We start from the raw sequence: 19,889 nt of genomic DNA, 5'->3' as shown, positions 1-19,889 counted from the left end.
TTTTTTTCCCCCTGTTGGCGTGAGCGTAACGCTCGTGTCTGAATAAAGAATAATTTAGAATTAGATCCGAGAAAATACATTTTCTCGGATTTTTATTTATGGTATTTAAAAATTAAGTGAGCCTGAAGAGGTTTTATAACAGAGCTTTATGGATGGAAATATAGTAGTGCAAGAAATTACTATAATGATGATCGGGAAATTTTGGAAATAGATTTAAATTTGTAATATGAGAATGGGCAACGAGCGTGACGCTCGCGCCAGCGTGGGGGAACCTAATCCAACAGGAGGTTCAAAAGCACGAGGGAAACAAGCATTTCCAATTGATTAATTAATTTAATAGATATGTTAGAATATAAAAAAATAAAAATAGCAAGCAATCAAAGTGAAAGTAATGAATTAATCTCTTTTTTATATGATATTATTGAATCTAATTCAAAATTCGAATTTTATAACTTTGGAATTGTGAGATTTTATGGTATAACAAAAGATGATTCTAATGAAAAATTGTCAAAGGAAATTAATATATTTCCAAATTCAGATTTGTTTTTGCAATCAATAAATAATATAGAACAAATATTTGAGATTGAAATCTTAATAAATGATAATATACAAAGTATTAAAAGATATTCTAATGAAGAAGACTCTTATAAAAACAATCAAATATGTTTAGAATTTTTTGATGATGGTTTTTGGGAAATGACATCGAAAGATTATTCTTTAATTGATTCCGTTTCTAAAAAGTACATGGGATTAGAGATTTTATAAATATTTATAATATATTAATTTAAGAATTATAAACAAGAAAGCCAGCTCTTAGAAAGCTGGCTTTTTACTATATTGTAGATATGAAAATCAATTTAGAAGAACTCCCCGTGCTGGCGCGAGCGTCACGCTCGTGTCCGAATAAAGATTAACAATCTATAAATAAATCCGAGAAAATACATTTTCTCGGATCTTTATTTATGGTATTTAAAAGTTAAGTGGGTTTGAAAGTGGTTTTATAACAGAACCATTATGAATGGAAATATAGTAGTGTAAGAAATTACTATAAGGATGATCAGGAGATTTTGGAAATAGATTTAAATTTGCAATATGAGAGTGGGCAACGAGCGTGATGCTAGTGCCAGTGTGGGAGTTATCAAGTTTTTGAAGGCGGTAAATTCAGAACATTTTTTAACACAACAATAAAATAGAAATGAAATATATTGGATTTATAAAAGAATATAATAATATTCCTGAAGTTCTTGCACTTAATGATTATAGAAGCGCAAAAGATTATGACATGGATGAGAATTTGAGAATAAATATTATTAACTATTTAAAAAATGGAAATATCATCCTAAGCTGGATGGGTGTTTTTATTGATGTAGAAAATAATAGGCTTATTGCGCCACAAATTTACTATAGTGATGGAGAGTGGATTTGGCCATCATATTTAATATATTATTTAGAAAAAGATGTTTCGTTTAATTTAGGAAAAGATTTTATTAATAATTTACAAGAAAAAGGCTTTTTAATGAAAATTATATCAAAAGAAAGGCTGTGTGAAATTGAAAATACTTTTTGTGAAAAGTTAGAAAAACATTTATAAAGATTTCAATAATTATAAGATAATAGATACTATAAACATTACCTTGTTGTCGCGAGCTCAATGTTATTAATTTAATGGGATAACATTTTGATTTACATTTATTTACCCATGCTATAATGATGATCAGGAGATTTTGGAAATAGATTTAAATTTGCAATATATGAAATAGGCAACGAGCGTTACGCTGGCACCAGAGTGGGGGTATGCCCCTTATTTATCAGGATATGGAATAGCTTTATCTAATTCAATGGGATTGTAATATTGTCGAATATCGTTTTGAGTTGATTTTGTTAACTCGTTGAATTCTTCTTTTGCTTTGATTTTCCTGCCATTAATTTGGACATTCCAACTTGGCTGAAATTCCGTTCTCATCCTGGCGTAAGGGTCATTATAAAATTCCAGGTTTAATTTAATCCAATTTTTTTGATTAAGTTTTATTGGATTCATTCCATAGTGGGTTTCTAAAAATTCTTTAGTATCATATGTTTTGGGGAAATTTTTGTTTCGAACAAAACTAAACAGATAATTTTGTTTGGAATCTTCTAAAAACAGAATAAGTCCTGGAAGGTTTCTGAATTTGTAAGGGCCTTCTGAAATTGGAAGTTCAATTGCAAACCACGCAGTCCAATGTCGTCCTCCAAAATTGGTCGTTGCTTTTTGCAGTTTATATTTGTCAATAATTTTTGTGTCTTTTTGTATGTGCCATTTCATCTCATCAATTGTTTCAAATAAGTAATAAAAAGGCATCATCCTGATTTGAGCGTAATTAATATTTTTATTAGAATCTTTTTTTCTTGAAATTGTTAGTCCTGTTTGACTCGTGTGTTGGGCGTATTGGTGTTCTGGTAATTTCATCAGAGAATCGTTCTCGATAAAACCATATTCATAAAATTTTACGTCTGTCGGGTTAATATCCAAGACCATTTCCTCTGTAGAATAAATATTTTCTAAAGAATCACTTTTATATTTGAGTTCATAGATAAAACGATGAGTTTGCGAAAATGACAAATTGAATGACAAAATGTAAATAATTAATATAAATTTTCTCATAACTTCGTATTTGAATAGTGGCTATTATATTTTTTCAAATTTACATAATAGTAAGTTTAATCAATTTATATTTTTTATATATCTAGTATATTACTGGATCAAAAAAACCTGATATGTTGGTCAAAAATGGATAGAAAGAAACTTTGTGTGGGAGAGTTGAAAAAACCAAAGAGAAAGCCATTAAAATTATTTTTACTGAAAAAAGAAAAAGAACTTTTTAATACCATATGAAAAGTTAGATAATTTTTTCAGCTATCACTTCAAAGACATCAATGCTTCCAGAAATCATAATTTTGAAGAGTAGAGGGAAGGAAAAATCCTCAAACTTTTCATTAATATTTTCATTTAAATTGTTGGCACATAATACAGAAGCACCATTAAAAAGGTTATTTATTAAGACAAAAAAAAAGCAGATAAAATTAATTATCTGCTTTATATTTCGATTGAAGTATTTTAATCTTCAGAAATTAAACCAATTTAACATTGATTGCGTTAACGCCTTTCGCTCCGTTTTGTACATCGAATGTTACAACATCGTTTTCACGAATGTTATCTACTAATCCTGAAGTGTGTACGAAAACGTCTTGACCACCATTTGATGGAGTAATAAAACCAAATCCTTTGGCATCGTTAAAGAATTTTACTGTTCCTTGTTGCATTGTATTGTATTAAAAAATTATTGTATTCTATTTATTTTGGCTACCGCCACTATTGAATTGATTATATCAAAACAGTAGTTAATCGATTTGTAAGCAAGAAATGATGTTGGTATTTTTTTAATCTTGAAAGTATTCAAGTTGGAAAAGGTACTGCACCGGTTATATTGATGACAAAAATTAGCGGCTGAAAATGCGAAGACTGATGGATAAGAATAAATTCAAAAATCAGAAGAAGCACTGGCAGAAGCCTGATTATTTTACAAATATACACATAATTTATTGAAAATGAGCTTTTTTTAATTTTTATTTATTTAATAGGACTAATCAGTTGTAAAATTAACATATAATTTTGATGATTTTAATTGAAGATAAAGCAGTCAGTATAGCTACTTCTATATCCATTTACGAAAACAAATCCCAACTCTCGTCAGGATTTTGTTCTTTCTTCAGTTTTGTGTTTTATCTACTACAGGTAAAATTCCTGTTATGCTTTAGTTTTAGATCTATTTATATTAAAACCGATAACCAATACTCAATCCAAACTTTGCAACCACGCCATGCTCTGTTTTATCTCCATTGAACAAAAGTTTTCCGTAGCCTGCATTGGCTTCAAAAACCAATCCTTTTTTTGTGACCAACTTCCAGCCAAGGCCAGCACCCAGTGCCACATCATAAACATCTTTGTTTTCAGTGAATGTGAGGTGGTCTGCTGAGTATATTTTTTTTCCATCAATGGACGTGAACATTCCAAATCCTTCAACAAAAAAGCCGGAAGCATATTTTTTTCCAAAATAGTATCTGTAGTATGGGGAGATGAAGTAATTCGTATCCTTTTCTTTTTTATGATCATAAACAAAAAATCCAGAAATCCCCAGTGATGAGTTTTTATTTAAATGCCGTTCATAACCTGCTTCCACAGCACCGGATAAGGGCGCGATTAAATTTAATTTGATTTCATTGTTTTTCTGATAAGGATTTGCATCAGTTTCATTTTGAGCATTCACAGAATTAAAAGCAAACAAAATGATGAGTAGTAAAAAGGTTTTTTTCATAAAAAATTAATTTGAATTATTTGAATGCAAAACTCAAATAATAAAAATTAGAACGGGTTTCAAAACCTTAAAACTGGATAAAATGGTACTTATTTGCTGGTATTTTTATATTCATTGGGGGTCTGACCGGTAACTTTTTTAAAGGCTTTATAAAAAGTCGTTTTTGAAGTAAACCCGGATTCTAATCCCATCGTCAGCAAAGTATAGTTGTCATATTCTGAATTTGACATCATTTCCTTCACTGCTTCCACTCGGTATTGATTGATATAATGGGCAAAGTTGTCTCCTGTTATCGTGTTTACAATTTGTGAAACATATCCCGCACTTATGCCTAGTTTTTCAGCGACTTTTTCTCTGTTTAAGGTACTGTCGGTATAAATGTGCTGATCCTTGCAAAGAAGTTCCAGTTTTTGAAAATAAAGATTATCCGCTGTGATAGATTCCTTATATTCTTGTGGTGTATTATTTTCTACAATTTGCAGATTGGGATACGAAATAGCCGGATCATTGTTTAGAAAATTGGAGATAGCCTCTTTATTTTTAGCAAGTTTATATTTGTAAATGCCTATATAAGAGGTCCAATGAATGATAAATGTTGCACATAAAGCCAGGACACTCATCGTAGAAGAAATATCATAGTCAAGAAGTAAGCCGGCCAGAGCAGTAATAAGCCAGGCAAATAGCACGAAAGAAACCATTGTTAATAAGGTAAGTATCCATTTTTTTTCCTGTGAATCTTTTAAACGTCTTATCATAAAATAAGAGTAAACCGGAAGGAATGGGATGAATGTAACGGCTAAAAAAAGATGAATCAATCCAAGTATTCCGATGATACGGTTACCTGACTCAGAAAACGTATAAACCCCTGCAACATGATCAAGATCGTTTATAATATTAAGGACAGCGGAATAGGCAAACGGAATAAAATACAAATAATTTTTTTGTTTCCATTTTCCGGTATGATCAGTTCTGCTTTTAATAAACAGGAATAGGAAAGCAGGCATTAGGAATACCCACTCGATGTTGTCTATAATATGGAGAAGAGGATAGGAGGTGAATACCTGTTGAATCTCAAAAACATGATTCAGTAATTTAATTGAAAGTGTAAATAGTAAGCAGGCTAAATATTTATTTGAATTGCTATTAAAGAGAGAAGACTTTAAAATAACCAAGCCTAAGACTATTCCCTGAAAAATAGCAATATTTAAAAGTGTTGTATAAATCAATTTTTTATAGGAGTTGTTTTAAAGATTTGTGGTGGCTAAATGTAGTTCTTTCATACGAATTGATAAAAACAATTAACTTTTTTAAGGAAATGAGTTCAACTGCATCTAATCCAGTTATAATTATAGGAAAAAGGGCTTTCCGCAAAGTTGAAAGAATTAAAAATTGATTTGTCTCTTATTTAAAAATAAGAGAATTTGAAGATATTGTCCCTATAAATAAATCAGGATATTTCTTTTTATCCTCTAAAGTTAGAAATTGATACAAATTTTTATTAAGTATCAATCTAAAAGTGACATTGTATGGAATTTTAGAATCTAATTGATCATAATAAAGTCTATCACTATATTCAGACATTTTCTTTAAGAATGGATTAAAATACAATTTATATGTGATTTTATCATGGGGTAAGATGGTTACCATATGCGTCATCATATACCAATTATAGGTGGCAAATAATTCATCAGTAATTTTTTTTGCCTCTTTCCATTCGTGGATCTTCTGAAGTCTGGTATTTTCAATTTTTTGTATTTCAACCAACTGTTCCTCTTCATAAAAAGGATCATTTCCTGCATCAAAATCCTTAAATATTCCTTTTTGATATATAAAAGCATATGCTCCCAGAACATTATAACGATCACCCTTAGAAATTATATTGGGCTTACTATTATAATATAGCTCGATATTATCGGTAAAAGGCATTGCATAGCTAGCTGTATCAATCGGAAAAGATACACTTTTATCCGATGTATTTGATATTGTTATCTCTACAAGGTGTCCAGGATATTGATATTCGTAATTTGTTGCCTCATCATTATCCGGTACATAATATTTATATTTTTCTGAAGGTAATTCCTTTACCAACATTGAAATCTGGGAATTTGAAAAAGACCAAAAAAATAATAAAATAATTGAAAAAGATATTCTCATCTCCATGGATTTAAGATTTTAAAATTACTAAGTTTTTGCTTTAAAACCCAATGGCCTTTAACGGTTGTTTTATACTTCTCATATTCGCGGACCTGTTGACCCTCTAACTTCGTACCCATTCTCATATTCCAATCATATGCTATTACTAAAAGATTAGATTGAGTCCATTAAAATATATTGTTGCCTATTTTTAGTTTACCTTGATGTCATCATACAACTTATCAACTACTTTTTCTAAAATTTCTCCAGTTTCATTAAAGCTGGTGTTGGTCAATATGGATATTCCTATATTTTGTTTAGGATAAATCACAAACCAATTCTGCATTCCGTATATACCACCGTGATGTCTGTAAATGAATTCATTGTCATTTTCTATGATATACCAATGATATCCTTCCCAAAAATCAGAACCTTCTTTGTATAATTTTTTATGAGATTCGTTGACAATAAGGTTTGACTGGTCAAGCTGCAGTTTCATATATTTCACTAAATCTGTTGTTGTAGAGTGCAATCCTGAGATTCCACCCCATAAAGTTCTGTTGAAGTTAGGCATTAACTCATTTTTATCGTTATAACCTTTTACCAATCTTGTTCTGTCATTTTCAGTGAGTGTAAATTTTGTTTGGTTCATGGTATTGGGCTTCAAAATACATTCAGTGACCAATCCCTCAAAAGATTTTTGATACACTTTTTCAAGGATATAGGCGGTCAGCTCCGGAGCCGTGTTTGAATAAGAATAGACTTCTCCCGGCTTCGTTTCAATTTTGATGAGTTTCAATCCTTCAAAAAAAGCCTTCTTATTTTCGCTTTTTATAGGGAAATTAGGAAATCCACTGGTATGGGTGATGAGATGTTTGATTCTTATAGGCTCACCTTTGAACTCTAAATTGGGGTATGGTTCGTTAAGATAGAGTCTGATATCATCCTCTAAATGTATTTTTTGATCAAGTACGGCTTTAGCGGCTACATAACCTGTAAAAGTTTTAGTGACAGAAGCTAATTCATAAAGGGTGGAATCGTTGGGTTTGTTTCCCTTTCCAATCGTTAATTCTCCAAAATGTTTGATGGTAGATTTTCCATCTTTAAGCACGGCAATGGAAACAGAATGAAATCTTCTGTCCTCTAATAACTGAAGAGCATTTTTTGTAATGGCATTTTCAATATTTTGTTGATGGGTTGGGTGAACACTATTACACCCAACTAAGGCAAAAAATAAAATAAGGGTTACATATTTCATGGTCAGAATTTTAATTTGATATTCATAATCTGACGCAAATATGCTGTAGAGAATCCTGAAAAAAGTCCATATAAAAAAGTCGGACTCATTTTAATGAATACAATGAGTCCGATTATCTGCAATTCAAAGTTCGATTATTTACAATGAATTAATTATCAACTATTTCTGAATGCTGTTGGCGTTTGGTTCGTGTATTTTTTAAATGATGTATGAAAAGAAGATTTTGAATTAAAACCCACTTCATATAAAATTTCTAACACCGTATATTGTTTTTTCGTGGGATCTTTCAGAAGGGTCATTGCTTTTTTAACGCGGTATTCATTTACAAAATCAAAAAAGTGCTGATTAAGGTGATGGTTAATCAATACGGACAACTCACGAACAGGAATGTTCACCTGGTCCGCTAATTCCTGAATCGTTAATGAAGGTTCCAGGAAAGGTTCTTTTTCAACCATAAATATTTTAAGCTGTTCGATCTGAATGCTTTTTGTTTCATCGGTTTTATTTTCAGTTTCTAATGTTTCTGCAAAATCTTCTGTCGGTTGTAACGTAGAATCAATTCTTCGAAAAAGCTCTGGATAATTTAATGCCTTTAATATAAACCAGCAGGCAGCCAGTAAAAAGGAAGTTCCCGCTACAATATGGATCCAGATAAATAGATCGTTGTATGCCGTATATCGTATGATATTTTTAAAAATAATACATACATGGATGAATAGGAAAATGGTGGTAAGCTGAAACAGCCATTGGTATAACAAGGTGTTGGGATTCGTGTAGTTTTCAAGATAAATCTTCTTATATTTTTTAAGCACAATGAATACGGCAACGATATAAAAGAAAAACTGCAGTTCCCCGATGAGCTGATATACAAACATTTCAGGAGATTGCCACATCGTGGTAAAGAAAGCTTCTTTAGCAGCACCTTCTGCCAGATAAAGTCTTGGAACCAACATTAAGTTGGCAACAGTAAAAGGAATAAGATGCAGTAAATGCTTTCTTTTTAAGGTGAAATCAGAATAACAAACAGCATTCACGTACAGATAAAAAAGAGGCATTACCAATAAGTAAGCAGATATTTTGAAAGCTTTCAGATTATAGCTGTCCACAAAAAGGTGCATGAAAATTCCGCTGATATCAATGGCATTCATGATAAGGAACGCTGCAAATAATCTGTTTTCCAGTTTTCTTTCTGTTTTTACCGTTAATAAAAAAACAGAAAGCAGCAGCGATATAAAAACGGCCATCGCAGCAATAACTTCCAGAAAACTTAATTTGTCCATTAGTTTTTTTACAAAAATAGGATATAAGTCATAAAGAGAAATGATGGTCAAGAATCATTTTTAAAATATTGTGCTCTGCTGTGGAAAGTCTTGCGACTTTGAGCGGGTAAAATAAGATTATTTCAACCCGAAAATGGGGGGCAATGTTATTGAGTTTTGCAGTTAGGGAAATGATTTTAAATTCTGAATGAAAATTATAATTTGCCGGCGATGGGATTAGAAGATGGCTTTACTTCAAAAACAACTTTTCATAAAAACCTTCAAAAAAATTGTCGAGACACCAAACGAGTATAAAAATACCAGCAAATAGGTACCATTTTATGCACTTTTAAGCTTTTGAAACCTCTTCTCAATTTTCTTACGTGAATTTTGTATTTAAATAATTCAAATTACATGTTATGAAAAAGTTTTTATTACTAGCTGTTGTTATTTTCATCACCTCATGTAGAAGTGACGATTCAAATCCCTCACCTGATCGAAAAGCGCTGGCCCAGCAAAAACTTAATACAGCTTTGTCCAACTTCCCCGGCTTAAGCCTTAGTGTACAAACAGTTTCAGAGAATTATACCCTGGTTGCAGGAGACGCAGTAATTAATGAAAAGCCGATGGCTGCTTCTGCCCTTCACTATATGCAGAGTATTTCAAAAACCTTTACCGCAGTGGCTGTTCTAAAGCTAAAAGAGGAGGGCAAAATTAATCTCGATGCCAAAGTAAACATCTATCTTCCTAACATTTGTAATCATCTGCCAAACGGAAATATCATTACGGTAAGGCAACTGCTTAATATGACATCAGGTCTTCCTGATTATTTAGATAACGATCAGTTTTTAAACGATGTTGTTGCAGGGCCACTGCCTATGACGAGCGAACAGGTATTGAGCTATATATACGATCAACCTGCAAAATTTGCACCCGGCACCTCATTTGGCTATTGCAATATAAATTATCACTTGCTGGCTCTTATTATTGATAGCGTTACTCAAAACGGGCATCGAAAGTATATTACGGACAAAATAATTAACGCCATTGGACTTTCCAACACCTATTATATAGCGGGCTCGGCAAGCACTACGGCTCCCAAAGGGACGACGGCTAACTATCTGGAAATAGACGGCACTTTTACCGATATGAGCGAGTTGCAGTTGGGTACAGTACTTACCCTTATTGGGGATGATGGTATTGTTGCTTCCGTTCAGGATATAGCTGGATTTTATTACAGGCTGCTCCATAACAAAACGGTACTGTCATCCGCATCGCTGGAAGAAATGAAGGTTGCAGTTAGTTATCAGGGTACTCCGATATATGGCTTAGGGCTATATTTTTATAAAACCAATAGCGGCCTGCATGCAATTGGCCACGAGGGTAGTGGTGTTGGAGCCGGAGCCTATGCTTTTTATTTTCCTTCCAAAAATACCAGCGTCGTCCTGTGTACAAACACGGGAACGCTTATCGATGCTATAAAAGAGGAACAGTTACAGGCATTGTATGAGGAAATTATAGGGATATTGCTTGAGTAAAAACTAATGTAAACCGCCACATCGTGTTCCTTACTTACGAAGATATCAGCTCATGATGAGCCATCAATTAGCAGTAATGGAAAGGGAATAAAGAAATTGCCACTTGTTTCTTTATCAACATCGATACTGTCAGCAGTCTGCTGTAAAAGTCTCCGGAGTTTGAGCTAGTAAATAAGATGATTTTCTTTAAACTTGTTTGAAAGTCAGGAGGCTTCAGAGATCAGGGGAATTTACATCGAAAATGTGTTCTACGGTTTACAATGTATATAAACTTCTGTATTTGCTTCAAAGCAACTTGAAATAAGAGAAGAAATAAACCATAAAATTTGAATAACTTCATTTCTCTCACTAAAAGATTCACCATTTTTTAATTTATGTAATCTATCTTCTAGAGCAGATTTAGAGATAAAGTTTATAACTATATGAACTTGCTTTTTTATATTTGGATAGCTTTTTATTCTTTTGAAATATGAAATAGCTTCATTTGAGTTTTGACCTGTTCTGATTCTAGATATTTGAGTTTCTACGGAATCATTTTTGTATAAATTGTTCCAAAGCCTTTCTTTGATTTCCCATTGATCATCGGATGGAGATAAGTTTCCTAAATTTTTTAATGCTTGACCTATTATATCTTGAAAATCAGAAGCTGAAAAATTTGAATTTTTATGCTTTGAGTGGTAAAATGCAATTGATTCTTCATTTAAACCTATATGATCTGCCCATTCCTTAGAGAGATCATCACATATAAAATATTCATAGCTGGTTTTAAATGTATTTTCAACAAATCCAAATACAGAATTAGTTTCGAAATTTGTGGAATCAATTTGAAATTCTCCTTTTTCAGAAGTAACATTCTCAAGTTCTGGATTTTCTTTGAAGATTTTTAAAATTGAATCTAAATTTCCTAGCAAGCGACTATCTTTAAATAGTTTTCTATTGCAATAAATGAATTCAGGGTTATCAAATGTGATTATGTAACTTCTAGTCCAATTAATTACTGAAAGAATAGGATAACATAAATCTGTTTCATATTCAATAAAAAGGTTAGATAGTTTTTTTGAACGAAGAGCTATAGATTTATTATTTAGAAATAAAGATAAATCGTTAATAATATTATTTTTTATTTTATATACTCCCTCTGTTTCTTCGATTTCTAACAAATATTCAAATTGTTTTAAAATTGGAATTAAGTTAATTTTTCTTTCAAGTATTTCATCCCTTTTTTTGATTCTAAAAAAGCACTTTTTAATTTTATTCTCTTCAAATTCTTTGTAAATTTTACTTAATATAATAAGAATTGACGTTGGAACTAAATCATCTTTGTGTTTTGAGTAATCTATTGATGTTGCAAAAGAAGATAAAAAATTTGTTTTTGGAACATAATTTTTTATTTTTTCTACAGTGTTATTACACCATATTAAAAATCCATCAAACGTGTTTTTGGGACCAAGTTGATTAATTCTTGATGAATTTACAGATAAAGCAATTTTCTCGTCATCGTTACTTACTCTTACTGTATTAAGAATATATCCTTGTAATCCAAAACTAGATACATTCTCTTTTAAGTCTGGGGATTCTAAGCTTTTTTGCCTAATTGCTCTGTCAGAAATATTCATATTATTCATACTTAGTTTTTCAAAAGAAGTACTATCTTGTGAATATATAGAAGTTATAACGTTGTAATCCAATGGCTCAAATGTCTTAAGAAAATCTGATATTTTGGAAATGTTTCGTCGAGCAACAACAAGATGCTCTTCAAAATCGATTATGCATATATATGCTAATTTTATTTCTTCCCAATTTGTTATTAATTCTTCTGTGAATGAAGGTTTTTTTATATATTTAAAAACTAAAATAGAAAAGAATATTTTACTCCTATTGCTTAATGTTTTTTGTTCTTTGACAATTTCTAGTAAAGGCCTTCCATGTTTATCAATAGATGCCTCTGAAAAAGTTTCTTTTATAATTCTTTTTGAAAGAAATCCTGATTTATCTTTAATATAGAAGTAAGCATTGTCATGTAGAATTATGTTATCTAATAATTGTGAGGCGGTCATTTGATTATGATTTAGTTTTTTGTAAATAATGTATACCAAGAGTATATCAACGAAACACAGACTGAAGATTGAAATTGTAGCTTTTAGTAAGCAGAAGTGCTCTTATTAAATAAAATTTAAAAGTATAAATCATTCAATTTTCATCAATATTTTTATAGTTATGATTCTATTAATATTATGCGTAAACTGAAAATACTAGATTTCCTTATAATTTTGTTCTATCCAATTTTTAATTCCTACATGCGTTCGAATATTAGTCGGTACTTCAACTCTGATTATACGTTCTAATTTTTGAAGTGAAGATAGATTATCATTCCAACTCCAGGTTAAAGCCAAACTGTTTATAAAATATAGCATTTCATAACCTTCCTCTCTATTTAGCATAGTAGCATCTTGTGCCCCTATAAATTTTGGATTATCATGATCAGCTCTTGCCGACCATTTATAGTCTGAATAGACCATTTGAGATTTTTGATAGTTCATAAGATCATATTTTTAACAAATTTAGTAATGCAACATATAAGATAATTACGGCTTTCCGTAAACAACAAAAATAAAAAGCACTTCCAAATTTTAATTCAGTATTTCTACGGATTACTTAAAAATTTTACAGAAAATTTTCGGCAAAAAAAAATCCCAACTCTCGTCAGGATTATTCATTTATAAGTTTAAAGAAATCAGATAAACTAATTTTTCTTGCTTCACATATTTTAAAAAGTGTTTCGACTGGTACTCTGTAAGTTTCTTCACTTTTAATTTTTCTAATGGTACTTTCTTCTACGCCATGATTTTTGGCAAAAGAATTTTGTGACTTGCCTTCTTGAAGCCAAGGTATCAACCATTTTTTTGTAATGTATAAACAAATTTTTTCGTTTATATCTGTCATAGAAAACAAATGAAGTAATTAAATAATAAAAAATCACGGTCGATCGACCGTGATTGAAATTCTTTTACTACATTTATAAAAAATACAAACAATGAAAAAGATAAAAACAGATTTTGCTCCCCGGTTTAGGGCAGGCAAGAAGCACTCCGGATTGCAGTTGATGGAAACGTTCTTTCAGTTCAATGAGCTGGATGTTTCCAAAGAAAGGCTCAGTAATATTATGAATTATGCGGTAAAGAGAAATAGCTGGATCAATGAAGATCCGGCGGTGATCTTCCAGTTTCACCAGTCGATGAGGTCGTTGATCCGGGCAGGATATCTCATCATGCTGAAGGAAAGGCAATGGACGGTCGATACCCGGCCGGAAAAGATTTCCCCGTTGGTTCTTGGTTTGCTTTCGGAGAAGGAATACCGGAATCCGCTGCTGGTTTTCAAAACAGCATTCAGAGAATACAGCATCAAAGAATTTGATTATTTTATGTCTGGAATTGCCTATTTCTCAATGGGCGTTTATGAAAACCTACCGGAAAGAAATATGGTTATGCCCTACATCCATACGGTTAAAATGCTGGATGCGGCACACCTCATTTTTCAAAGAAGGAGAGAAAAGAAGATGGCTGATACCAATTCAGGATAAGAAGGTTGAGCAGCTAAATAAATGGTTGGGAGTATTTGATACAGATGAAGCGTTTTTCTGACGCAAAGTTTTTATTTTTGAAACTGTTGATGGTAAGAAAGCAAAGAATAGAATCAACGAAGTTGATTCATCGAAGCGTATGTATATGCATACCGCTTCATCAGCGACAAAGTCGCATCACTTTGCTCCTTAAAATAAAGCGGAATTATTAATGAACTTTGCGTTTATCTTTTTAATCAAAAAATAATTTCAAACTGAATCAAAAAATAATCAATCTGGTTTATTGGTATAAGAAGTAGAATTAACATTTTTATAAAATACGATCGGGCACATCCAGGTATATAATACCATAATTTTTTCTATATTTAGAAGAAGTATAGTAGTATAATGTTTACGAATGTTTAAAAAAACGGCTTGTGTTTGTATTTTGTACTCTAAAGCATGCCTGGAAATATAATATAAAAAAAGACAATGCCGATAAACCCAATACCTCCGGACGGAGGCATGTTATATAAAGAAACAGATATGGCTCAGTTTTTCCCTGAGCCGTTAAATGCAATAACTGCTCTATTATTTTTAGCCATAGCCATTTTTTGGACCCTTAAAATGAAGGGTAATTTTAAAGAATATCCTTTTTTAACCTACTGCTTAGTTTTATTATATGTTGGTGCCATAGGGGGAACTGTTTACCATTCATTCAGACAATGGCCGGTATTTATCATGATGGATTGGATGCCCATTATGTTGCTCTGTTTATCTGCCGGATTTTATTTTGTAGCTCAGAGCATCAGATGGTACTATGCTGTTTTAATGGTTCTTGTATATCTGTTACTTATGTTTGCTTTGAGAAATTGGATTTTGGTAGATAATACTTCTCTCTTTATCAACGTAAACTATGCAATCATGGCTTCATTTGTGCTTTTTTCGGTATTAAGTTATTTAATCTATACCAGGTGGAAAGCAGGTAAATGGGTAGGCTTTGCTTTATTGTCGTTTACTCTCGCACTCACTTTCCGCATCGTTGATAAATGGGAATGGTTGAGTTTCGGAACACACTTTTTATGGCATACTTTTGGGGCGGTAGCCACATTTTGCATGTTTAATTATATCTATCTTACACGGAATACAATTAGAAAAACATAAGTAGTTTTTATTTTCTTTGAAACTCTAATTTATGCATAGATAATTTGAAGGCAATGTTTATTTAATTTTGTGAAATTCAGAGTCTGATTCTTTTAAGGTTGAAAGAAAGACGATTACTTATATTTAACACGAAAAGCAAATTTAAATATTCAAAAAAGTAAGCACTGTGTTTACCTGATCCTGTTATCACCCTGGAAAAAACGCTTTCCGCAAACTTGAAAGAATTAAGAAATAAAAAACGGCAAATATCTTAGATATTTGCCGTTTTAGTGACCTCGACAGGATTCAAACCTGTAACCTTCTGAGCCGTAATCAGATGCGCTATTCAGTTGCGCCACGAGGCCTTTCTTAAAGGTTTGCAAATATAACACTTTTTTCTTTTCTTTGAAATATGAAACTAAGAATTTTACTATTATTTGTGTTTTGTACTCTAATTTGCTGTAAAAGAGAACAAAAAATATCGTCTAATGATTGGAATGTGATCTCAAAAAGGCTTCAGTACAAGGATGAAGCTAATGGATTGCACGTAAAATCGGGAAATTACACCTATGATTTTAAGACCAATCAGGTTCCTTTTAAGAAAGTGATCCTGTTAAATGCAAGTTTGATAGGGTATGTTTCAGCGCTAAACGCAGAAAATTTAGTGATCGGAGTTTCAAGTCCTGAGTATATTTATTCAGAAAAAATTCAAAGTTTAATTAAAGAAGGAAAGATCCAGAATGTAGGAAGTGACCAGAAATATGATGTTGAAAAAATAATCTCTTTAAAACCTGATGCGATTTTTACAAACTATATTGCCAGTTTTGAAAATACCTATCAATTATTGAAAAATAACGGAATACAGGTTGTCTTTTTTGATGAATATCTGGAGCAGAAACCACTTGAGAAAACCGCTTACCTAAAAGTTTTTGGAAAGTTTTTTGGAAAAGATAAAGAAGCCCAGGCTCAATATCAGGAAATCGAAAAGAATTACAATGAACTCAAACAGCTTGCATTAAAGGCTAAGGAAAAGCCACTTGTTCTAACCAATGAAATGTATGGTGATGTATGGTATTTGTCAGGCGGTAAAACATTTGTTGCGAATTATCTTTCAGATGCCAATGCAGAATATATTTTGAAAGATAACAAAGAAGAGAAAGCTGTTTCTATGACTTTTGAAGAGGTTTTCGCAAAGTCAGATAAAGTTCAGTATTGGGTAAATGCCGGAAATCATACTTCTAAAAAAGAAATGCTGAACATGAATCCTTTCTATGGGAAATTAGGAGTATTCACAAAAGGGAAGATCTATAGTATTTCCGGAAGAGAAAAACAAAAGGCCAACGATTTCTTTGAAAGTGGTGTAGTACGTGCAGATTGGGTTCTTAAAGATTATATTAAGATTTTCCATCCTGAACTTCTGCCAAATTATCAGTTGGTATACATGAAAGAATTGCAATAACTCGGAGTATTTGTTTATTTTTGTAGTGCTTTTTTAGAAGGTATGTGGAAAAAAATAAAACAACTGCTGTTTATCATTCTGATTTTGAATGTAGTGTTCATTGTATGGGGGAGATTTTTCAATCCACCCATAACCATTACTCAGATTGGAGGACTTTTTGAGTATGGAAAACTGCAAAGAGATTACATTTCTTATGATGAAATGGGCAATAATGTAAAGAAAGCAGTTATTGCTTCTGAAGACCAGAAGTTCTTTACTCATAATGGTTTTGATTATGTTGCTATTGAAAAAGCAATGAAAAACAATGAAAAAGGAAAAAAAGTAAGGGGTGGAAGTACCATTTCTCAGCAGACCGCAAAGAATATTTTTCTTTGGCAGGGAAGGAGCTGGATAAGAAAGGGATTGGAAGCTGTATATACTTTTATCATAGAGAAAGTATGGGGGAAGGATATTATTTTAGAAAGGTATCTTAACTCCATCGAAATGGGGCGTGGCGTGTTTGGAATAGAGGCTGCATCTGAATACTATTTCGGAAAATCTTCCAAAGATCTTACAAGCTCTGAAGCGGCCTGGATAGCTGCTGTTTTACCTAATCCTAAAGAATATGATCCTAAGAATCCGTCCTCTTATCTGACAAAGAAACACAACTGGATTTTGCGACAAATGAGAAATGTTAGTTTGAAATAGTATCTTTGTACTAATGAAATTTTTCAATTCCAGCACAAATTTTGAATCTGTTCTTAAAAAATATTTTTCTTTTAAGAACGAAACCCTTTCCTTAGAACCATTTGCGGAGTTTTTAGAAAGTATAAAAAGGTCTGATTTTACGGATGTTCTAAATTTCTTTAGAAATAATCCTGATTTTACTGAAAACTTTAAGCATTATATTCATAATATTTTTGAAGGAAGACCCTTTAATTTGTCTCTTACAGAAGCCAATATTCTTTCTGAAAACGCTTTCTTTCCTGAGCTTAAAAAGAGGATTCTTAACAAAGTCCTGCCACCTGTAGAAAAGGAAAAAACAGTTTGGTATCTGATAGATAATATAAGTCTGCGACCAAAGAAAGACCTGGAATATCTTCATAATTTACCCGAAAATGAGGTCAATGAATTTCTTACGATTTTAGGGGTTTCAGATTTTATAACCAACAATAACGTCAAAAAGGAACTCGTTTTTTCTATGAACATTCTTTCATGGCGGGTAACAGGAATGGCTATGGAAGTGGAAGTTGTAAGAATGGCTCCTGAATATAGAAATTTCGACAATCCTTTTCTTGCCTTACAAAATGAACTGGAAGGACTTGCTGCAGAGCTTGAAACGAATCCGGATCTCCAGTTACATTCTAAAGACAGTCGCTATAAGCAGATTAAAATATACACGCAGCAATGTCAGGAGTTTGTAAATATTGCTTTTAAAAACTCTTCTAAATATGGGATTTCAGGAAAGATCAATCAGTCTCTTTTGAAGATCCGTCAACAGACGGAAAGGATCTATGAAATAGTAAAACTACTGGTTATCAATAATGATGATGATGTTATTATTAAATCCAAACAGCTGGTTTTTAATATCCTCAGTTATAAATCCCATAAGAATAACATTTCAGAACTTATTAATGACAGTACAAGGTTGATCTCTCACCTTATCACTAATCATACAGCCGAAACAGGATCCCATTATATTACATCCACTAAGAAAGAATACATGAAAATGTTCTACAAAGCCAGTGGTGGTGGGATTATTGTAGGAGCGCTTTGTGTTTTAAAAATGCTTTACGGATATATTCCCGGAAGTGATTTTTCTCATGCATTTCTGTATTCTATGAATTATGCAATGGGCTTTGTCATGATTTACCTGATGAGTTTTACACTGGCAACTAAGCAGCCCGCAATGACGGCTGCTACTATGACCAAGGTATTGTCGGAAGAAGGAAACAGTAAAAGGAATAATACGGAATTTGCCCATCTGGTATCCAAATTATTCAGAAGTCAGTTTATTGCTTTTGTGGGAAATGTAGCACTTTCATTTCCAATTGCTTTGGCTATAATTTATGGATTGGATGTATTTTTCTCTCAAAACCTTGCGGCAGAAAGATCGGATAAATTACTTAAAGATTTAGACCCTTTTCAGTCGAAAGCTATTTTACATGCTAGTATTGCCGGTTTTTACCTGTTTATTTCTGGGATTATCTCGGGGAATATCGGTAATAACTCGGTATTCTATCAGATCCCTGAAAGGATAGCAAAAAACATTTCCATTAGAAAGTTGTTAGGAGCGAAATTTGCTAAAAGTCTTTCTAAATATTATGCTAAAAACTGGCCCGGAATTGTTTCCAATTTTTGGTTTGGGGTTTTCCTTGGAGCTACAGCTCCGGTAGGATTGTTCTTTGGGCTGGATCTGGATATTCGACATATTACCTTTGCAGCAGGAAATTTTGCTATTGGATTATATGGGAAAGATTTTTCTGTAGATTCTTATACCTTTTGGATCTCTTTTTTCACTGTATTCTTAATTGGATTCTTTAACTTCTTGGTAAGTTTTGGTTTGTCCATGTTTTTGGCATTCCGATCAAGAAAATTGAACTTTGGACAGGTAAGTGAAATTTATAAAGAAATATTCAAATACTTTTTCAATCATCCTTTCAAGTTTTTCTTTCCACTGAGCTCGGGATTAGATAAAAAAGCAGACGATCTGATGAGTAATACCATGTCTACAAAATCTGAAGATCATTAAATTTATCATCCCCAAATTTGTCCTGAAATTTTTTAAGATAGAAGCTTCTGCGCATTTTGAAATCATTTTTCAATAATGGAGAATCTATTTTTATAATGATGCACTTATCCTGAATGCCAACACTTCTGATTTCATTGAAAAGACTTTCGTCAAGATAGTCTTCAAGAAAATCTTTAATTTCAAATGCTATTAGTTTGTCCTCAAAGCCATGTATTCTGGCGAAGGATTTTACTAATTCTGATGACTGATATTCTCGTTTTTTCTTTCTCATTGTTATTAGGTGTGGGTTCGAGGTTCGAAATGCAGGTTCAAGGTCCAAGGTATATGTTTCGAGGTTCTTGAGGAATGTTTATTGTGTTTAAAATATGCTATGGTTTGCTTTCGTTCCGGTTTTCTTTTACCTATTTTTTATAGTTATTAATTTTTCCGCCTAATGTATTATATTCTGTCTTTAATG

19 protein-coding genes and 1 tRNA gene are annotated in these 19,889 nt (G+C 32.1%); 8 read left to right on the top strand and 12 right to left on the bottom strand.

The window, feature by feature from the left end:
- Nucleotides 1–342: 342 nt before the first annotated feature.
- Together J7E44_RS16900 and J7E44_RS16895 are read left to right on the top strand one after the other, a co-directional pair.
- Nucleotides 343–765 (top strand): hypothetical protein, encoded by a 423-nt coding sequence (locus J7E44_RS16900; protein WP_214831585.1) that lies wholly within the window; start codon nucleotides 343–345, stop codon nucleotides 763–765.
- Between the two features lie 430 nt (nucleotides 766–1,195).
- On the top strand, nucleotides 1,196–1,591 hold the full coding sequence (locus J7E44_RS16895) for a hypothetical protein (RefSeq protein ID WP_214831584.1): 396 nt from the start codon (nucleotides 1,196–1,198) through the stop codon (nucleotides 1,589–1,591).
- Between the two features lie 210 nt (nucleotides 1,592–1,801).
- On the opposite strand, the gene J7E44_RS16890 is transcribed toward J7E44_RS16895, so the two are convergent.
- From J7E44_RS16890 to J7E44_RS16860, 7 genes are all read right to left on the bottom strand, one after another.
- A complete protein-coding gene (locus J7E44_RS16890; protein WP_214831583.1) occupies nucleotides 1,802–2,641 on the bottom strand; it encodes a GLPGLI family protein in 840 nt (279 codons plus the stop codon).
- Between the two features lie 467 nt (nucleotides 2,642–3,108).
- The gene (locus tag J7E44_RS16885; RefSeq protein WP_214831582.1) at nucleotides 3,109–3,300 is read right to left on the bottom strand and encodes a cold-shock protein; all 192 of its coding nucleotides are present in this window, start codon (nucleotides 3,298–3,300) and stop codon (nucleotides 3,109–3,111) included.
- 512 nt (nucleotides 3,301–3,812) lie between these two features.
- Nucleotides 3,813–4,352, bottom strand: coding sequence for a DUF3575 domain-containing protein (locus J7E44_RS16880; protein ID WP_214831581.1), 540 nt, complete (start codon nucleotides 4,350–4,352; stop codon nucleotides 3,813–3,815).
- Between the two features lie 89 nt (nucleotides 4,353–4,441).
- Nucleotides 4,442–5,578: a helix-turn-helix domain-containing protein gene (locus J7E44_RS16875; RefSeq protein ID WP_214831580.1), complete on the bottom strand. Its 1,137-nt coding sequence runs from the start codon at nucleotides 5,576–5,578 to the stop codon at nucleotides 4,442–4,444.
- 175 nt (nucleotides 5,579–5,753) lie between these two features.
- Nucleotides 5,754–6,506, bottom strand: a complete 753-nt coding sequence (locus J7E44_RS16870) for a hypothetical protein (protein ID WP_214831579.1) — start codon at nucleotides 6,504–6,506, stop codon at nucleotides 5,754–5,756.
- 190 nt (nucleotides 6,507–6,696) lie between these two features.
- The gene (locus J7E44_RS16865) at nucleotides 6,697–7,743 is read right to left on the bottom strand and encodes a serine hydrolase domain-containing protein (protein ID WP_214831578.1); all 1,047 of its coding nucleotides are present in this window, start codon (nucleotides 7,741–7,743) and stop codon (nucleotides 6,697–6,699) included.
- 155 nt (nucleotides 7,744–7,898) lie between these two features.
- Nucleotides 7,899–9,023 (bottom strand): helix-turn-helix domain-containing protein, encoded by a 1,125-nt coding sequence (locus J7E44_RS16860; RefSeq protein ID WP_214831577.1) that lies wholly within the window; start codon nucleotides 9,021–9,023, stop codon nucleotides 7,899–7,901.
- 512 nt (nucleotides 9,024–9,535) lie between these two features.
- Here J7E44_RS16860 and J7E44_RS16855 point away from each other — a divergent pair.
- Nucleotides 9,536–10,540, top strand: coding sequence for a serine hydrolase domain-containing protein (locus J7E44_RS16855; protein ID WP_214831576.1), 1,005 nt, complete (start codon nucleotides 9,536–9,538; stop codon nucleotides 10,538–10,540).
- Nucleotides 10,541–10,788: 248 nt separating this feature from the next.
- On the opposite strand, the gene J7E44_RS16850 is transcribed toward J7E44_RS16855, so the two are convergent.
- The 3 genes from J7E44_RS16850 to J7E44_RS16840 form a co-directional block, all read right to left on the bottom strand.
- Nucleotides 10,789–12,597 carry a hypothetical protein gene (locus J7E44_RS16850; protein WP_214831575.1) on the bottom strand — a complete coding sequence of 603 codons (1,809 nt, stop codon included), beginning with the start codon at nucleotides 12,595–12,597 and terminating at the stop codon, nucleotides 10,789–10,791.
- A gap of 195 nt (nucleotides 12,598–12,792) precedes the next feature.
- On the bottom strand, nucleotides 12,793–13,080 hold the full coding sequence (locus J7E44_RS16845; protein ID WP_214831574.1) for a hypothetical protein: 288 nt from the start codon (nucleotides 13,078–13,080) through the stop codon (nucleotides 12,793–12,795).
- 169 nt (nucleotides 13,081–13,249) lie between these two features.
- Nucleotides 13,250–13,483 (bottom strand): helix-turn-helix domain-containing protein, encoded by a 234-nt coding sequence (locus J7E44_RS16840; protein WP_214831573.1) that lies wholly within the window; start codon nucleotides 13,481–13,483, stop codon nucleotides 13,250–13,252.
- A gap of 91 nt (nucleotides 13,484–13,574) precedes the next feature.
- Here J7E44_RS16840 and J7E44_RS16835 point away from each other — a divergent pair, with 91 nt between their 5' ends.
- Entirely contained in the window at nucleotides 13,575–14,120 is a 546-nt protein-coding gene (locus tag J7E44_RS16835) for a hypothetical protein (protein WP_214831572.1), read from the top strand.
- Nucleotides 14,121–14,591: 471 nt separating this feature from the next.
- Nucleotides 14,592–15,263 (top strand): hypothetical protein, encoded by a 672-nt coding sequence (locus J7E44_RS16830; protein WP_214831571.1) that lies wholly within the window; start codon nucleotides 14,592–14,594, stop codon nucleotides 15,261–15,263.
- Between the two features lie 270 nt (nucleotides 15,264–15,533).
- Here the strand turns inward: J7E44_RS16830 and J7E44_RS16825 are convergent.
- Nucleotides 15,534–15,607, bottom strand: a tRNA-Arg gene (locus J7E44_RS16825).
- 47 nt (nucleotides 15,608–15,654) lie between these two features.
- Here J7E44_RS16825 and J7E44_RS16820 point away from each other — a divergent pair.
- Genes J7E44_RS16820 through J7E44_RS16810 form a run of 3 tightly spaced genes read left to right on the top strand, consistent with a single transcriptional unit; the run spans nucleotide 15,655 to nucleotide 19,432 of the window.
- Complete coding sequence (locus J7E44_RS16820) at nucleotides 15,655–16,701, top strand: ABC transporter substrate-binding protein (RefSeq protein WP_214831570.1); 1,047 nt, start codon at nucleotides 15,655–15,657, stop codon at nucleotides 16,699–16,701.
- A 42-nt stretch (nucleotides 16,702–16,743) separates the two neighbouring features.
- A complete protein-coding gene (gene mtgA, locus J7E44_RS16815; RefSeq protein ID WP_214831569.1) occupies nucleotides 16,744–17,388 on the top strand; it encodes a monofunctional biosynthetic peptidoglycan transglycosylase in 645 nt (214 codons plus the stop codon).
- Nucleotides 17,389–17,401: 13 nt separating this feature from the next.
- Complete coding sequence (locus tag J7E44_RS16810) at nucleotides 17,402–19,432, top strand: transporter-like protein (RefSeq protein WP_214831568.1); 2,031 nt, start codon at nucleotides 17,402–17,404, stop codon at nucleotides 19,430–19,432.
- Here J7E44_RS16810 and J7E44_RS16805 read toward each other — a convergent pair.
- Nucleotides 19,410–19,703: a hypothetical protein gene (locus J7E44_RS16805; RefSeq protein ID WP_214831567.1), complete on the bottom strand. Its 294-nt coding sequence runs from the start codon at nucleotides 19,701–19,703 to the stop codon at nucleotides 19,410–19,412. The genes J7E44_RS16810 and J7E44_RS16805 overlap by 23 nt on opposite strands.
- Between the last annotated feature and the right edge of the window lie 186 nt (nucleotides 19,704–19,889).

It is taken from the genome of Chryseobacterium sp. ISL-6 (assembly GCF_018613715.1).
GTDB lineage: Bacteria > Bacteroidota > Bacteroidia > Flavobacteriales > Weeksellaceae > Chryseobacterium > Chryseobacterium paludis.
This window is presented reverse-complemented; position numbering and strand designations above follow the sequence as displayed.

What these genes read in the sequence shown, in the direction of transcription:
- J7E44_RS16835 (WP_214831572.1), top strand. Translation starts at nt 13,575, where the DNA reads ATGAAAAAGATAAAAACAGATTTTGCTCCCCGGTTTAGGGCAGGCAAG.
- J7E44_RS16845 (WP_214831574.1), bottom strand. Translation starts at nt 13,080, where the DNA reads ATGAACTATCAAAAATCTCAAATGGTCTATTCAGACTATAAATGGTCG.
- J7E44_RS16830 (WP_214831571.1), top strand. Translation starts at nt 14,592, where the DNA reads ATGCCGATAAACCCAATACCTCCGGACGGAGGCATGTTATATAAAGAA.
- J7E44_RS16865 (WP_214831578.1), bottom strand. Translation starts at nt 7,743, where the DNA reads ATGAAATATGTAACCCTTATTTTATTTTTTGCCTTAGTTGGGTGTAAT.
- J7E44_RS16805 (WP_214831567.1), bottom strand. Translation starts at nt 19,703, where the DNA reads ATGAGAAAGAAAAAACGAGAATATCAGTCATCAGAATTAGTAAAATCC.
- J7E44_RS16880 (WP_214831581.1), bottom strand. Translation starts at nt 4,352, where the DNA reads ATGAAAAAAACCTTTTTACTACTCATCATTTTGTTTGCTTTTAATTCT.
- J7E44_RS16900 (WP_214831585.1), top strand. Translation starts at nt 343, where the DNA reads ATGTTAGAATATAAAAAAATAAAAATAGCAAGCAATCAAAGTGAAAGT.
- J7E44_RS16840 (WP_214831573.1), bottom strand. Translation starts at nt 13,483, where the DNA reads ATGACAGATATAAACGAAAAAATTTGTTTATACATTACAAAAAAATGG.
- J7E44_RS16890 (WP_214831583.1), bottom strand. Translation starts at nt 2,641, where the DNA reads ATGAGAAAATTTATATTAATTATTTACATTTTGTCATTCAATTTGTCA.
- J7E44_RS16850 (WP_214831575.1), bottom strand. Translation starts at nt 12,597, where the DNA reads ATGACCGCCTCACAATTATTAGATAACATAATTCTACATGACAATGCT.
- J7E44_RS16895 (WP_214831584.1), top strand. Translation starts at nt 1,196, where the DNA reads ATGAAATATATTGGATTTATAAAAGAATATAATAATATTCCTGAAGTT.
- J7E44_RS16810 (WP_214831568.1), top strand. Translation starts at nt 17,402, where the DNA reads ATGAAATTTTTCAATTCCAGCACAAATTTTGAATCTGTTCTTAAAAAA.
- J7E44_RS16885 (WP_214831582.1), bottom strand. Translation starts at nt 3,300, where the DNA reads ATGCAACAAGGAACAGTAAAATTCTTTAACGATGCCAAAGGATTTGGT.
- J7E44_RS16820 (WP_214831570.1), top strand. Translation starts at nt 15,655, where the DNA reads ATGAAACTAAGAATTTTACTATTATTTGTGTTTTGTACTCTAATTTGC.
- J7E44_RS16870 (WP_214831579.1), bottom strand. Translation starts at nt 6,506, where the DNA reads ATGAGAATATCTTTTTCAATTATTTTATTATTTTTTTGGTCTTTTTCA.
- J7E44_RS16860 (WP_214831577.1), bottom strand. Translation starts at nt 9,023, where the DNA reads ATGGACAAATTAAGTTTTCTGGAAGTTATTGCTGCGATGGCCGTTTTT.
- mtgA (WP_214831569.1), top strand. Translation starts at nt 16,744, where the DNA reads ATGTGGAAAAAAATAAAACAACTGCTGTTTATCATTCTGATTTTGAAT.